General features: G+C 53.8%; 13 protein-coding genes. 7 read left to right on the top strand and 6 right to left on the bottom strand.

The window, feature by feature from the left end:
* Positions 1–63 precede the first annotated feature (63 nt).
* The gene (gene hemA, locus JT718_RS04250; RefSeq protein WP_205500623.1) at positions 64–1,338 is read right to left on the bottom strand and encodes a glutamyl-tRNA reductase; all 1,275 of its coding nucleotides are present in this window, start codon (positions 1,336–1,338) and stop codon (positions 64–66) included.
* Positions 1,339–1,519: 181 nt separating this feature from the next.
* Between hemA and JT718_RS04245 the strand changes: the two genes are divergently transcribed.
* Positions 1,520–2,707 carry a sensor histidine kinase gene (locus tag JT718_RS04245; protein WP_205500622.1) on the top strand — a complete coding sequence of 396 codons (1,188 nt, stop codon included), beginning with the start codon at positions 1,520–1,522 and terminating at the stop codon, positions 2,705–2,707.
* A 42-nt stretch (positions 2,708–2,749) separates the two neighbouring features.
* Here the strand turns inward: JT718_RS04245 and JT718_RS04240 are convergent, their stop codons facing one another.
* Positions 2,750–3,505 carry a carboxypeptidase-like regulatory domain-containing protein gene (locus tag JT718_RS04240; RefSeq protein ID WP_205500621.1) on the bottom strand — a complete coding sequence of 252 codons (756 nt, stop codon included), beginning with the start codon at positions 3,503–3,505 and terminating at the stop codon, positions 2,750–2,752.
* A gap of 93 nt (positions 3,506–3,598) precedes the next feature.
* Here JT718_RS04240 and JT718_RS04235 point away from each other — a divergent pair, with 93 nt between their 5' ends.
* The gene (locus JT718_RS04235; RefSeq protein WP_205500620.1) at positions 3,599–5,344 is read left to right on the top strand and encodes an amino acid permease; all 1,746 of its coding nucleotides are present in this window, start codon (positions 3,599–3,601) and stop codon (positions 5,342–5,344) included.
* A 186-nt stretch (positions 5,345–5,530) separates the two neighbouring features.
* Positions 5,531–5,923, top strand: coding sequence for a hypothetical protein (locus tag JT718_RS04230; RefSeq protein ID WP_205500619.1), 393 nt, complete (start codon positions 5,531–5,533; stop codon positions 5,921–5,923).
* Between the two features lie 9 nt (positions 5,924–5,932).
* On the opposite strand, the gene JT718_RS04225 is transcribed toward JT718_RS04230, so the two are convergent.
* Both JT718_RS04225 and dusB read right to left on the bottom strand, forming a co-directional pair.
* Positions 5,933–6,844 carry a DMT family transporter gene (locus JT718_RS04225; protein WP_317195474.1) on the bottom strand — a complete coding sequence of 304 codons (912 nt, stop codon included), beginning with the start codon at positions 6,842–6,844 and terminating at the stop codon, positions 5,933–5,935.
* Between the two features lie 999 nt (positions 6,845–7,843).
* A complete protein-coding gene (dusB, locus tag JT718_RS04220; RefSeq protein ID WP_205500618.1) occupies positions 7,844–8,845 on the bottom strand; it encodes a tRNA dihydrouridine synthase DusB in 1,002 nt (333 codons plus the stop codon).
* 56 nt (positions 8,846–8,901) lie between these two features.
* On the opposite strand from dusB, the gene JT718_RS04215 reads away from it, so the two are divergent.
* From JT718_RS04215 to JT718_RS04200, 4 genes are all read left to right on the top strand, one after another.
* Positions 8,902–9,843, top strand: a complete 942-nt coding sequence (locus tag JT718_RS04215; protein WP_205500617.1) for a CPBP family intramembrane glutamic endopeptidase — start codon at positions 8,902–8,904, stop codon at positions 9,841–9,843.
* 74 nt (positions 9,844–9,917) lie between these two features.
* Positions 9,918–10,748 (top strand): phosphatidate cytidylyltransferase, encoded by an 831-nt coding sequence (locus JT718_RS04210; protein WP_205500616.1) that lies wholly within the window; start codon positions 9,918–9,920, stop codon positions 10,746–10,748.
* A 128-nt stretch (positions 10,749–10,876) separates the two neighbouring features.
* Positions 10,877–12,151 carry a Glu/Leu/Phe/Val family dehydrogenase gene (locus tag JT718_RS04205; protein ID WP_205500674.1) on the top strand — a complete coding sequence of 425 codons (1,275 nt, stop codon included), beginning with the start codon at positions 10,877–10,879 and terminating at the stop codon, positions 12,149–12,151.
* A gap of 113 nt (positions 12,152–12,264) precedes the next feature.
* The gene (locus tag JT718_RS04200) at positions 12,265–12,951 is read left to right on the top strand and encodes a phosphatidylserine decarboxylase family protein (protein ID WP_205500615.1); all 687 of its coding nucleotides are present in this window, start codon (positions 12,265–12,267) and stop codon (positions 12,949–12,951) included.
* 176 nt (positions 12,952–13,127) lie between these two features.
* Here JT718_RS04200 and msrC read toward each other — a convergent pair whose 3' ends face one another.
* Entirely contained in the window at positions 13,128–13,610 is a 483-nt protein-coding gene (gene msrC, locus JT718_RS04195) for a free L-methionine (R)-S-oxide reductase MsrC (RefSeq protein ID WP_205500614.1), read from the bottom strand.
* Positions 13,611–13,798: 188 nt separating this feature from the next.
* Entirely contained in the window at positions 13,799–14,836 is a 1,038-nt protein-coding gene (gene ribD / locus JT718_RS04190) for a bifunctional diaminohydroxyphosphoribosylaminopyrimidine deaminase/5-amino-6-(5-phosphoribosylamino)uracil reductase RibD (RefSeq protein ID WP_205500613.1), read from the bottom strand.
* Positions 14,837–14,875 lie beyond the last annotated feature (39 nt).

Genomic DNA, 14,875 nt, shown 5'->3' with positions numbered 1-14,875 from the left:
ACGAAAGCGGGACACTCTGGAAGGAATGTCCCGCTCAAAAGGTTAGGAATAGCAATGGCTTAATTAGCCGTGGTTCTCTGCTGGTTGTTTCTCCAGGTCAAACAGGTCGGTAAGCACGTCAATGAGGGTTTCGGCCTCGCCGCGTTTGCAGGCGGCTTTGAGTTGCAGTACCGGCAATTTGATGATCTTCTGCATCATGGATTTGGTGATCTCGTCCATGTGCTTGGCTTCCTCAGCGGAAAGCTTCTTCATGTAACGGGCCATCTCCTCCTGACGGATTGACTCCAGCGCGTTCTTCAGTTTCTGGATGGTAGGAGACACGTTCATCTCCTTGCTCCAGTCTTCAAACCCGGCAATAGACTCGCTGATGATCTGCTTTACGTGCGGCACAGCATCCAGGCGGCGTTGCAGGGCCTCAGAAGCTTTGCTCTGGATGGTGTCAATGTTGTACACCAATACGCCCGGAATCTGCTCAACCTCAGGCTCCACGCTGCGCGGTACGCTCAGGTCAATGAAGAACTTGTAAGAAAGAACGTTCAGGCGGCTTACCATTTCTTTGGTGAAGAACGGCTCATCGCGGGCAATGGAGGAGATAATCACATCGGCCTCTTTCATGCCCTCTACCAGGTCCTCAAACGGCAATACCTGCAGACCGCATTCATCGGCCAGGAGCTGGGCCTTGGCTTTGGTGCGGTTAGAGATTTTTACGTTGGTGAAGTCTGAGTCTTGCAGGTGGCGGCACACATCGGCGCCAATCTCACCTAAACCAACTACCAAGATCTTAGGGTTGGCGATGTCGGCGGTCAAACTCTCCACCAGTTCCAGGGCGGCGTAGGAAGTAGAAGCGGCTCCGTCACGGAACGAGGTCTCCTGTACTACGCGCTTGTTGGTGAAGAAAATGGTGTGCAGCAGGCGGTGCAGGAACGGTCCGGCGGCCTCGCTGTCCACGCTCCACTGGTAAGCTTGTTTTACCTGGTTAGAGATCTGCATGTCACCTACCACCTGCGCGTCAAGGCCCATGGCCACGTTGAACAGGTGCTGCACGGCATCTTTGTGCTCGTTGACAATGGTGAAGTAGTCCAGGTACTGGGAAATATTCTGAATACCCTTGCTGATGCCCAACAGCTTCACGATCTCGTGGCTGTAGTCAGCGTCAGAAGTGTAATAAACTTCAGTGCGATTGCACGTGGAAAGAACTAATATGTCAGTTGCCTGAATGAAATTTTTGAGCGTTTGCAGGAACTGTCGGCACGACCCCTCATCCAAGGCGATAAGCTCTCTTATGTCTAAGGGAGCTTTTTTATGTGAAAGACTGACGGCTCTAAAATTGTGAAGCATACGGCAGTTTTGAAATAGCATGCAAAATTACTGCGCTTACTATTAAAAATGAATTACTTTTTTATCTTTCTGTTATTTGTACTCATTCCAAATTACGGTAGACAGACGCTTCATGTGCTATCTTCGTTAACAAAGAACCCAACCCCAAGACGGACGTACTCTCTCTAGCGTTGCCTTGTACATGATTCCAACCTCCATCTATTCTAAAAGATCGCGGCTCAAGCTCCTGATCATTGGGTTTGCCCTGGCTATAGGCGCCGCCACTGTGATCTACTCTAACTTGCTGGTGGCCAAGCTCTCTGAGCGCGAGCAACAGCTGATTGATCTCTACGCCAAGGGCCTGCGCTACATGATCAACGCCGAGATTGACTCAGACAACCTGGTATTTATCCAGGAGGAGATCATTGACGCCAACCGCACCGTGCCGGTCATTCAGACCGATGAAAAAGAGAATGTCATCGCCTATAAGAACCTTGATATTCCCGAAAAGATTTCCGAAAACCGCAAAAAAAGGCTTCTGCAGCGCGAAATAGCCAAGATGAAGGCGCAGCACAAACCCATTGTGGTGTCTTACCAGCAGGAGTTCAAGAACTACATCTTTTATAAAGATTCTGAGTTACTCACCCAGTTGCGCTACTACCCGTACGTGCAGCTCACGGTCATTGCCTGCCTCTCGGTGATCGCTTATTACGCCTTCAGTTACTCGCGCAAAGCCGAGCAGAACCGCGTGTGGGTAGGTCTGGCCAAGGAAACCGCGCACCAACTGGGCACGCCGTTGTCTTCGCTCATGGCCTGGTTTGAGTACCTCAAAAGCAGCCCCAAATTTGAGAACGAACCCATTGTAGAAGAGTTGGGTAAAGACGTGCGACGCCTGGAGATTATCACCGAGCGGTTCTCTAACATAGGCTCAGTGCCGGTGCTCAAAGACGAGCCTTTGTTGAAAGTGGTGGAGAATGCCATTGCCTACCTGCGCAACCGGGTTTCCAACAAGGTTTCCATCTACGTAGAGTCTGACTTCCCGCCCGAGACCACGGCCAAAGTAAACGTGCCCTTGTTTGAGTGGGTGATTGAGAACATCTGCAAGAACGCCGTAGATGCCATGGAGGGCAAGGGTAGTATCACGCTGCGCCTGGTCAAGTCCAACACCAAGGGCGCCATTGCCCTGGATATCCAGGACACTGGTAAGGGCATCCCCAAAACCAAGCAGGAGGAAGTTTTCTTGCCCGGCTACACCACCAAGAAGCGCGGTTGGGGTCTTGGCCTGGCGCTTGCCCGCCGCATTATTGAAAATTACCACCAAGGTCGCCTGTACGTGAAGTCTTCTGAGGTGGGGAAAGGCACCACGTTTAGGGTGGTGCTGAACCGGTAAGGTGTTTTGAGGCTGTTTTCTGGAAAGAAGGCGCTAAACAAATTAGCGGAAGAGCGTGCGCAACTTATAGAGGAAATTTCTGGGCGAGTGGCGCCTGCTGTCAACAACCACTACTTCCCCCATCAAGGCGTTTTTGTCAGGAGTAAGCGAGATAATTGCATGTTCCATTTTTAATAGGTCAGGGAGTTTCTTCTCCTGGTACTCCATTCCTATGAACGAGAAGACGAGTGTCTGCTCCTGAAGCGGCAAATGCTCTGGAATGGTGATCTCAAATTTGCCGTCTTTGTCTGTGGCGGTACCAATGGTGGTTCCTTTAATGAAAATGGTAACGCCGGGTATGTTTTGCTTGCTGCCTGCCTCCATCACTACTCCTTTCACCAATCTGGCAGGGTCAGGCAGGGATGGCGCTGCGTCTAAAGACTTTTCTTCTTGCGGTTGGGAGGTTGCACCCTGAGCGGGAAGTTCATGGATGTACTTGGGATTAAGCTGCTGCGCTTCCCCTGTTTTGGTGCCCAGCCAGGCCGTGAGGCCAAGCAGAGCAGCCCTCCACCTCCAACGTTTCCTGCGGCCGGAAGCAGTAGCCAATTCTTTCCCCAGTTGATCAGGCCTAAACCTGCCACAAGCTTGCCCGGTTTGTTCTGATAGCCAACGCACCACCTCCGCATCGGTCATGCTGGTGAAATCCACCACCGTTTTCTGGCAGTTTTGGCAGAAACGGCCCTGAAACTGAGGCACCATGGAGTGCCAGTCTTCCTGGCAGGGTTGGGGCACGGAAACGGTGAGACGACGGGCAGGCATAGGGGAGCGGTTTCCCTAAATATACGTATAGACCACTGCGTTCAGAATATTTTCCTTAACTTTTACCCTGAATTTTTACACCCATCAGAACCAGTGAGCCTAAAAAGTCTTTTCCGCCGCAAGAGCCTAAGTACTGTTTTACATACCCCGCCCGCCGATGTAGAGTCCCACGTGGGCACGGTGCACGAGGGGCTGGAGCGTAACCTAACCGTCAGAGATTTAACTTCTTTGGGCATTGCCGCCATCATTGGAGCCGGTATTTTCAGTACCATCGGCAACGCGAGTTATGACGGTGGCCCGGCGGTTTCCTTGCTGTTCGTGTTCACGGCCATTGCGTGTGCGTTCTCGGCGCTGTGCTATGCCCAGTTTGCGGCCACCATTCCGGTGAGCGGCTCGGCCTACACGTACGCCTACACTTCTTTCGGGGAGCTGGCCGCCTGGATCATCGGCTGGGCGCTCATCATGGAGTACACGGTGGGCAACATAGTGGTGGCCATCTCCTGGAGCGACTATTTCACGGGGCTCATGAGCGGGGTAGGGCTGGATATACCGGTGTGGCTCACCATGGGCACGCAGAGCGCCTACCGGGGGTACCATGAGGTGCTGGCGCTGTTGCAGGCCGGGCAGCCGCTTTCGGCCGCCGATCCGGTGCAGCGGGAAGCATACAATGCCTGGCTGGCGGCCCCAGATTTCCTGGGCGGCAAGCTGGTGGTAGACCTGCCCGCGTTCATGATCAACCTGGTGATCACCACGCTGGTGTACATCGGGATAAAAGAGTCTAAAAACGCCTCTAACCTGCTGGTGATCCTGAAAATGGCGGTGGTGTTGGTGGTGATAGCCGTAGGAATTTTTTATGTGCAGCCTGCCAACTGGAGCCCGTTTGCCCCTAACGGCATAGGCGGCGTGCTGAAAGGCGTGAGTGCGGTATTCTTCGCCTACATTGGGTTTGATGCCATTAGTACTACGGCCGAGGAGTGCAAGAACCCGCAGCGCGATTTGCCCCGCGCCATGATCTACGCGCTCATTATCTGTACCGTCCTGTACGTGATCATTACGCTGGTGCTCACCGGCATGGTGCCGTACACAGAGCTGGCCGTGGGCGACCCGCTGGCGTACGTGTTCACCAAAGTGGGCGTGGACTGGCTGGCCGGTGTGGTGGCGGTGAGCGCCATCTTCGCCATGGCCTCGGTGCTGCTGGTGTTTCAGATCGGGCAGCCCCGCATCTGGATGACCATGTCGCGCGACGGCTTGTTGCCCCCGGTGTTCTCCAAGGTGCACCCGCGCTTCAGAACGCCTTCCTTCTCCACCCTGGTCACAGGTTTCTTCGTGGGCGTGCCCGCGCTCCTGCTCAACATGGACCTGGTGATTGACCTTACCAGCATTGGCACCCTGTTCGCGTTTGCCCTGGTGTGCGGCGGTATTCTCATCATCGACCCCCTGGGTACTTCTGATGCCCGCTTCAAGGTGCCTTACCTGAACGGAAAATTGTGGGTGCCGCTTTTGCTGGTCCTGGGCGGCGGGTTGGTGCTCCTCTATAACCGCGAAGCCGTGAATGAATTTTGGTCTGCGGTGGCCGGCAGGGGCGGGTACGAGGAGTTCCGCCACCAGATTCCCATGTTGGTGTTCCTGATTTCCTGCGTGCTGCTGGCGTATGTTTCCTTCAGGAAAAGCCTGTCGTTGCTACCGGTCCTGGGGCTCCTGACCAACCTATATCTCATGACACAGTTGGGCGTGAACAACTGGCTGCTCTTTACCGTCTGGCTGCTGATTGGGTTGGCAATTTACTTTGGTTATAGCTTTAAGCACAGCAAGTTAGCCCCAAAACAAGCAAGGTTGTAGGTCCGTATTACTACTGTTTTTGCTGGGCAACTACGTGATGTAATCAATAAGGTTGCAGAAAAGCGTCTTTTTTCTCAAATTTTTCTATCTTGCTTGGGTTTAGAGCAGGCAGGCAAGGGCATATCTGCTTTTACAGAAACCAAAAAGCTAGAGGCCGTGATTGAGAGAGAGATACAAGAAAGCGCTTTGCACCTAACCTACCGCCGGGACCTGGACATCTTGTTCCTGCGGTGGTTTCGTAGCCCGGATTCTGAGCAGTTAAGGGAAGCGTACATGCAGGCCCTGGAAATGGCCAAGGAGGTAAAGGCCGCCTACTGGATGTTTGACCTCCGGAGCCGGGGCAAGCTCTCCCCAGAAGACGAGGCCTGGATGCAGGAGACGTTCTTCCCGGCCCTGGAAGATGAACTGGGCTACCCCAGTTACCTGGCCAACCTCATGACCCCCACCCATTATGCCCACCTCAACGCCCATTATAAGTTAGATGCTATAGGTGCCTACGGCAAACTGGTGAAGTTGGGGGTTTTCATCTCTGAGCAGGAAGCCGTGGCCTGGCTCCTGAAGAGCCGCGCCGACCGCTAATTCCCTTTTTTATTTCGCCCGGTTCACCAGCAGTACGCCTGCCAGGATGATGGCCATGCCCACGTAGTGCGCCAGGTGGATGGTTTCCCCGTCGGCCACGCCCCAGACCAAGGCCACAATGGGCATGAGGTACGTAGACGTGCTGGCGAACAGCGTGTTGGTCATGTGAATAAGCTTGTTGTAGAACACCAACCCAATGGCTGTGCTGAAAACCGCCAGCAGGGCAATGTACCCCAAGGCTTCCCAGGCCTGGGGCTGGGTGGCCAGTTTCTCAAATGCCGGCGTGGTGCACAGGTACACAAACGCAACAGGGCCCACGGTTAACAGGGCCAGGCTGGCCATGGTTAAGGGTTTGATGCCCGCCAGGCAGTGTTTGATGATGTTCAGGCTGCCGCCGTACAACAGGGTGGCCAGCACCACATACAAGCCGTAGAAGGAATTGGAGGAAGTTTCCTGGGCGCTGCCCGAGAAAATCAACACGGCCGTGCCGCCAATCCCAATCAAAATGCCCAGCACCCGCAGCACCGTGATCTTCTGCTGAAAGAAAAGCGCCCCTATGATGAGCGTGAACAAGGCGGTGAGTGAGTTTAATACTCCGGCCAATCCACTCGCCAGTCTGGTCTCAGCATAGGCAAACAGAAACGCCGGAATCAGGTTGCCGATCAAACCGCTGATCAGCAGGAATTTCCACTGCCCCGGTGTAGGGACCTTTAGGCCGCGCAAGGCAAACGGCAGCAGCGAAAGCGCCGCAATGGTGATCCTGATAGCCCCTAACTCATCGGACGAGAAGACCTCCAGCCCTTTTTTGATCAGAATAAACGAGGTGCCCCAGATCAGGGACAGGCCCGCCAGAATTGCCCAGGCCAGGGCAGGGGTGGAAGAAGTAGTTGCAGAAGCCGGAGTGGTAGTTTGAGTAGACACGGAGCGTGCGCGTAAGCTGCTTTAAAATGAGGCACAAAGATAACATTTGCTCAGCGTTTAAGAGGAGTTTTTCAGGAAACAGGTTAAAAACGCAAGCCCACATCAAGGGAGCCCACCTTTTCGCTTTTTTTGGTTGCTGCAGAGGCCTCAACTGGAACTAGCGTTTCGGAGCTGTTTTCTTAGTAAGACCCCTAAACGAAGTAATGCTTTCTTGAGACAGCAGCCTGTTTGCCGGCAGCGCCCCGGGCATGCGTGCGGACACGAGCCGGAGGCTCGCGCCAGCGGTTCTGGAGTAATGGTGGTGTTTCTGTTCAAGTTTTCGCCACACGGGAGTTGCAAACTGCCGGCATGGTAGGTCCAAGTCACAGACTTGAACCATGAGAATGGTGCCTGAATTAGGATAAAGATTTGATTGAAAATCAGATGCCAACTGGCGCAGATTTACTTCCTTGCCCTCTACTTTCTATAGGAGCAGGTTAGGCACGGAAGTAAATCCGCGCCATAGAGAGACAAGGTCTAAGGTCAAGCCAGCGTGGAAAAGCGGAGAAACCTCACCGGTTTTGAAATTTTGTGAGGTCTTGCGATAGAAGCAGCATTGCTTCTATGCGAGATAGCTGCTATGCAAGTCCACAGTTGGAAGATCCCGATTCCAGTCTTTGGCTCGAGCGCCTCGCTTGTGGCCCCTGAAGAACAGAAGCTAAGAGCAGACTGCAAGCGTGGGCCGCAAGGGCAGTGCGAGGGGAAAAGACGGGGCCCCGCGGCCGTGAGCGCTTATCAGAAAAGATAAAACAACTAAGCCCATAAGTTCATAGACAAACCGCCGCTACGCCAGCAAAAAGCCAAAGCATCAACTACAAATAGAGCCCATACGCAGCAGAATTTAGGCAAGCGGCAACTGCACTCACCACCATAAAAGCAGGTTATACAAATACAAAAGCGTTTCGGGGCTGTTTTTCCAGAAAACAGCCCCGAAACGCTTTTGTCTACCAAAGGTACGTGCTATTCTACCTCGGCGTACTCCATGGTATTAGCGATCTCGTCCAGAATGGAGTAGATCTCGGCCGGGTCCTCGGTCTGTACCAGGCGCGTGCGGTAAGTTTTTACGTTAGGCAAACCCCTAAAGTAATTGGCATAATGGCGGCGCATCTCAAAAATGCCCAGGCGCGGGCCTTTCCACTCCAGGCTCTTGTCAAAGTGCATCTTGCACATGTCAATACGCTCCTGGATGGTAGGCGGCGCCAGCAACTCGCCGGTTTGCATGTAGTGCTTCACCTCCCGGAAAATCCACGGATAGCCAATGGAAGCGCGGCCAATCATGACCCCGTCAACGCCATATTTGTTTTTGTACTCCACGGCTTTCTGGGGCGTGTCAATGTCGCCGTTCCCGAAGACAGGGATCTGGATGCGCGGATTTTCTTTCACTTTCTGGATCAGGGTCCAATCTGCCTCGCCTTTGTACATCTGCACGCGGGTGCGGCCGTGGATGGTCAAAGCCTGAATCCCGATGTCCTGCAAACGCTCGGCTACTTCCTCCACGTTTTTAGTAGCATCGTCCCAGCCCAGGCGGGTTTTCACCGTCACTGGCAAGCCAAAAGGCTCTACCGCTTTCACAATAGCCGAAGTCATGGCCACCATTTTGGGCACATCGCGCAGCAGGGCCGCCCCGGCACCTTTACAGGCCACGTTCTTCACCGGACAGCCGTAGTTGATGTCAATGAGATCTGGACCTACCTGCGCCGAGATCACCGCCGATTCGCGCATGGAATCAATATCGGACCCGAAAATCTGGATCCCGATGGGTTGCTCGTAATCAAAGATGTCCAGTTTCTGGCGGCTCTTGGCCGCATCGCGGATAAGCCCCTCAGAGGAGATGAACTCCGTATACATTAAGTCGGCGCCGTTGGCCTTGCAGACCGCCCGGAAAGGCGGATCGCTGACGTCTTCCATGGGGGCCAGCAGCAGCGGGAACTCCGGAAGCTCTATCTTGCCGATTTTTACCACGTGATTGAGTTTAAATATTTCGCGTAAATTTACCTCATTAAAACCACACCGCCTATATGAAAGGTTTCATCTCGCCTTCGCTGCACCCTTTTAAGTCACTTTTACTGTTTACTTTGTTTGTGATGGCGGGTATGTTCATTGGGAATTTCCTGGCGATGCTGCTGGTAAAGGCCATTTGGGGCTATGGCATAACCGAGACGGCCAACATGCTGGCCCGGCCCAAAGATTACCCCGAGAGCCGCAGTGCTCTGGTGCTGTTCCAGGGCGTGGTGCACCTGGCGGGGTTTACCATTTCGTCTTTGATGTTTCTGCGGGTGTATGCCCACCGGCCGGCCGATTACCTTTCGCCGCGCAGCAGCGTGCCGTTCCATTTGCTTTTGGGCAGTGCCGTGCTCTTGTTGGTGATTATGCCCGCGGCCTCCTGGCTGGTGCATTGGAACGCCAACGTGGATTTCCCGGCGTTTATGGAGGGGTTTGAACGCTGGGCCCGCGAAAAAGAAGACACCCTGCGCGAACTGACCCTGGAACTGACCAAAATCACCACCATTCCGCAGCTGGTCTTAGGTTTGCTGGTGTTTGCCATATTGCCCGCCGTGGGCGAGGAATTGGTCTTCAGGGGCGTGATTCAGCAGGAGTTGCAGCGCTGGTGGCGTAATCCGCACCTGGCTATCTGGGTGTCGGCGATCATCTTCGGGTTGATTCATATGCAGTTCTATGGCGTGGTGCCCCGTATCATGCTGGGAGTACTGTTTGGCTACCTGTACTGGTGGTCGGGCAATATCTGGGTGCCCATCATAGGGCACTTTATCAACAACGGGTTCATGGTGCTGATGATGTACCTGGCCCAGCGGCAGTCCATTACCATGAACGTGGAGTCTACCGAGGCCGCCAGCCTGCCCTTGTCCTTGGTGTCTCTGGGGCTGACGGTGGTGCTGCTGTACAGCTTGTACAAAGGCTTCCGTTGCGCACCCGCGCCGGCGCAGCCGCACCGGTTTTAACCTCAAATCTTAAAAATCGGCTCCAAAACAGGCGGGTTACTTCTTCGGCCTGGGCCCGTATATGTTCCTTATTCATGGAGAATCAAAAGAAAGAATTAAGCAACCTGCAGCAGCGGGTCTTGGCCGGAGTAATTGGAGGCGCCGTTTTCATTGGGGCCATCTACTGGAACCAGTGGACGTTTTTTCTGCTGTTCCTGCTGCTCACGGTGCTGGGGCTACTGGAGTTTTACCGTTTACTGGCTGAAAAAGGCTACCGGCCCAACAAGGTGCTGGGGGTGCTGCTGGGCGGGGCCATGTTTGGCCTGGGGTTCTGGGTAAAGGCGAACGACCTAAGCCCCGAATGGCTCTTTCTGCTCCTGCCGCTCCTGTTCATTACCCTGGTGGCAGAGCTTTACCGCAAGACCGAACACCCCTTTGTGAACATTGCCCTCACCTTGCTGGGCGTGCTGTACATTGCCTTGCCCTTTTCCCTGCTGCACGTACTGGCGTTTTTGCCCGACAGATACAGCTGGCAAATTATACTAGGGGTGATGTTCCTGATCTGGTCCTCAGATACCGGGGCCTACGCAGCCGGCCGAACCCTTGGGAAAAATAAATTATTTCCCCGAATTTCGCCCGGCAAAACCTGGGAGGGCCTGGTAGGCGGCGTGCTGCTGTCCTTGGGCGTGGCCTGGTTGCTTTCCCGTTCGTTTGAGGATCTGTCGCTGGAGCACTGGCTGGGCGTGGCTGTGTTGGTGTCCATCTTCGGGGTGTGGGGCGATCTGGTAGAATCTATGCTCAAGCGGAGCCTGCAGGTAAAAGACTCCGGCACGCTGATTCCAGGGCACGGCGGCATCCTGGACCGCTTTGACAGCCTTATCCTGGTAATCCCGTTTCTGGTAGCCTTTCTGGAATTGGTGCGATAAATTTCCCGCACAGAAGCACGCAAAAGTTAGCTTTGTTTTAAGAATTTGGTAATTTTGCTCCCGCTTATGAAGCAAATATTTCCAAATTTTAAATTATGGCAGCGTATAAGGCAGTGATACAAAGTAAAATGGCCTACAAGGAGCCCGCCCCCATCAAAGACAAAGAGAACCCTTTTGAGTCTATGATGTCCCGTTTCAACATTGCGGCGGAAGTGCTGGGTCTGGATGACGAAACATATGAGGTTCTGAAATCGCCGGCCCGGCAGGTAATTGTGAACTTGCCCGTCACCATGGACGATGGCAGCGTGAAGGTGTTTGAAGGCTTCAGGGTAGTGCACTCCAATATATTAGGCCCTTCCAAGGGCGGTATTCGCTATGACAAAGGCGTGTTCCTGGACGAGGTGAAAGCCCTGGCCGCCTGGATGACCTGGAAATGCGCCGTGGTGGACATTCCGTACGGTGGAGCCAAAGGCGGTATTGTCTGCGACCCTTCTACCATGTCTGCCGGCGAGATTGAGCGCCTCACCCGCGCCTATACCGTGGCCTTGATTGATACCTTCGGGCCAGACCAGGACATTCCGGCCCCCGACATGGGTACCGGCCCACGCGAGATGGCCTGGCTCATGGACGAATACTCCAAAACCAAGGGCATGACCGTGAACTCGGTGGTAACCGGCAAGCCGCTGGTGCTGGGCGGTTCTCTGGGCCGCGTGGAGGCTACCGGCCGCGGGGTGATGGTTTCGGCCATGGCCGCCATGGAGGTGCTGGGCATGGACCCCACCCAATCTACGGCGGCGGTGCAGGGCTTCGGGAACGTAGGTTCCTGGGCCGCCAAACTGCTGGCGGAGCGGGGTGTGAAGATCCTGGGCGTGAGCGACGTGAGCGGCGCCTACTGGAACGACAACGGCATTAACATAGAGGAAGCCATTGCCTACAAAAACGCCCACAACGGCCGTCTGGAAGGTTTCTTGGGCGCTGAGCCCATCAGCAATGAGGAGTTGCTCACTTCTAAGATAGACGTGCTGGTACCGGCCGCCGTGGAAGACGTGATCACCGCCCGCAACGCAGATCAGATCCAGGCCAGGTTGATTGTGGAGGGTGCCAACGGCCCTACCTCGGCCAACGCCGACAAGATCATCAATGAGAAAGGCATTATGGTGGTGCCAGACATCCTGGCCAACTCGGGCGGGGTAACGGTGTCTTACTTTGAGTGGGTGCAGAACCGCCTGGGCTACAAATGGAGCCTGGACATGGTCACCGAGCGCTCTGACCGGATCATGACCGAAGCCTTTAAAAAGGTGTACGCTACCTCTCAGAAATACAACGTGCCCATGCGTATTGCCGCCTACATTGTGGCCATTGACAAGGTGGCGCAGACGTATAAGTTCCGCGGAGGGTTCTAACGCAGAGATTTCGGTAACGTTAAGAAACGCATAAACTTGCCGCCGCCAGTCTTTTTTTTAGACTGGCGGCGGTTTTTTTTATAATTTTGCTTATTCAGCCAAGGAAGCATCTAATGAAAATTCATAAGGAAGGACGAAAGATTCTGTTTTTTACCTTGTTAGGCCTGTTGGTCGTGAACCTGGTCCTGTATTACTTCAACAGTGAACACCTCACCTTCAACCGTATCTTTTCTGGTATTTCCCTCATTGTCTTCCTGCTGATCCTGCAGTTTTTCCGCAGCCCCTACCGTAACCTGCTCCTGCACGAAGACCTGGTAGTGGCTCCCGCCGACGGCAAAGTGGTGGTGATTGAGAACGTGGAAGAACCCGAATATTTCAAGGATGTGCGCAAGCAGATCTCCATTTTCATGTCGCCCATTAACGTGCACATCACGCGTAACCCGGTGTCTGGCATTGTGAAATACTTCAAGTACCATCCAGGGCATTACTTGGTAGCGTGGCACCCAAAGTCCAGCACCAAGAACGAGCGCACTACGGTGGTAGTGGAGTCTCTGGCTGGTCCGCAGGTGTTGTTTCGGCAGATAGCCGGCGCCATGGCCCGCCGCATTGTGTGGTATGTGACCGAAGGTGATGAAGTAAACCAGGGCGAGGAGTTCGGGTTCATCAAGTTCGGGTCCCGCGTAGATATCTTCGTGCCCGTAGACACGGAGGTTAAAGTGGAATTGGGTCAAAAAACCAAAGGCGGCCAAACGGTAATCGCTCAGCTGAAGACCAGCAACTCCGGTTCTTTCTTTAGCTAGTAGTTGGTATCACGCAGCACGTATCAAGTAGCTAGACTTTTTCTGATTTATTATAAAACGAAGAAGCCTCATCTAATCCAGATGAGGCTTCTTCGTTTTAAGAGTGTTTTTCAGAATCGGGCCTGAAACGGCAAGTCTAAAGTCGTGCTACTTGATACGTGCTCGTGATACTAAACTTAGAACCAGTTCTCGGCCAGTTTCATCAGTTGCTCCAGGTATTTCTGGTCTACTTCGTCAAAATCATCCAGGCGGTCGCTGTCCACGTCCAGCACCATTTTCACTTCACCGTCTTTGATCACGGGTACCACAATCTCAGATTTGGAGGCGCTGCTGCAAGCGATGTGGCCCGGGAAAGCCTCTACGTCTGGTACCACAATGGTCTCGCGGCGGGTGTAGCAGGCGCCGCACACGCCTTTATGGAATGGGATGCGGGTGCAAGCCACCGGTCCTTGGAAAGGCCCCAGCACCAATTGGTTTTCTTTTACCAGGTAAGCGCCCACCCAGAAAAAGTCAAATCCTTGTTTCAGGGCCGCCATTACGTTGGAAAGGTTGGCGATCAGGTCAGTCTCGGGGGCAACCAGTGCTTCAATCTGCGGAAGCAGGGCTTTGTATTTCTCTTCTTTGGAGAGCGTGGTGTCAATAAATAAATCTTCGGCCATGGGTAATGTGCTAATTTGTTTATGTGCCGATGTGCCAATGCACTATGAAGCACAATATTTTCTTCAACGGCAAAGGTAGCCCTGCTAGTTTCCTGGAGCAACTGTCCTGGAGGAAACCAGCAAATTGGTAAAGCTTTGGTTTGTTTGTTTTGGTGCTGTTTTGCTTGAAAGAGCCTCAAAACAGGTGTTTACGAGTTGATGTTCCGGTAAATGGTTAGCTCATCATCGCCCACCAGGTTGCGGGAAGAAAACGGAAGAGGAGGAAAATGAGGTGCTTTGATGCCATCTCCTAACTTAACCGGACTCTTGAAAACCCGAACCTCGTCCCAGAGGTTGTGCTGCAGCAAGGCTTCCAGCAGCACAGTGCCGCCTTCCACCAGTACAGACTGCACGTTGCGCTGGTAGAGATCTGCGAGCAGTTGCTCCAGAAAGTTGCCCTCGGGAGACAAGGAGATAAACTCGGTTTGGTTGGTGGGTTCCTTCTGCTGCAAGGTATAGATGAGCGTGGGCTGGCTGTCATCCAACAGGTGGTGAGTGGCCGGAATCTGCAGTTGTTTGTCAATGGCTATCCTGAGCGGTGATGGCCCCGGGTAGTGCCTGGTGTTCAACTGCGGATTGTCATGGAGCGCGGTTCGGGTGCCTACCAGAATGGCCTGCTCCTCGGTGCGCCATTTGTGCACCAACTGTTTCGCTAGAAGCCCCGAGATCTGGCAAGGTTGATAGTTGGGCAGGGCAATGAAACCATCGGCGGATTGCGCCCATTTCAGCACCAGGTACGGGCGTTTCTGTGTCTGGAACGTGAAAAAGCGCCGGTTGAGCTCCAGGCCTTCCTGCTCCAACACCCCAATATGAACCTTGCAACCGGCATTCACGAGTTTCTGGATTCCACGTCCGGCTACCAGCGGGTTAGGATCAGTATTACAGATGACCACGTCTTTTACGCCGTGTTGGATCAGGAAATCAGCACACGGCGGGGTTTTCCCATAATGTGAGCAGGGTTCCAGCGTCACGTACACACGGCTTTTGGGCAGCAGGCTTTTGTTCTCAACGTTGTTGATGGCATTGACCTCGGCGTGCGGACCACCGTATTTCTGGTGCCAGCCTTCGCCTATGATCTGGTCATTGTGTACCACCACACAACCTACAATGGGGTTAGGTCTGGCTTGTCCGGTGCCCAATGCTGCCAGATCCAAAGCCCGTTGCATGTATTTCTCGTCGCTGCTCATGTATGTATTTACGCGTTCCGGTGGTTTCTTTGCCCGAAT

The organism is Rufibacter psychrotolerans, assembly GCF_016924645.1.
GTDB classification, from domain to species: Bacteria; Bacteroidota; Bacteroidia; order Cytophagales; family Hymenobacteraceae; genus Nibribacter; species Nibribacter psychrotolerans.
The sequence above is the reverse complement of the archived record's forward strand: the minus strand, read 5'-3'. Positions and strand labels throughout refer to the sequence as shown.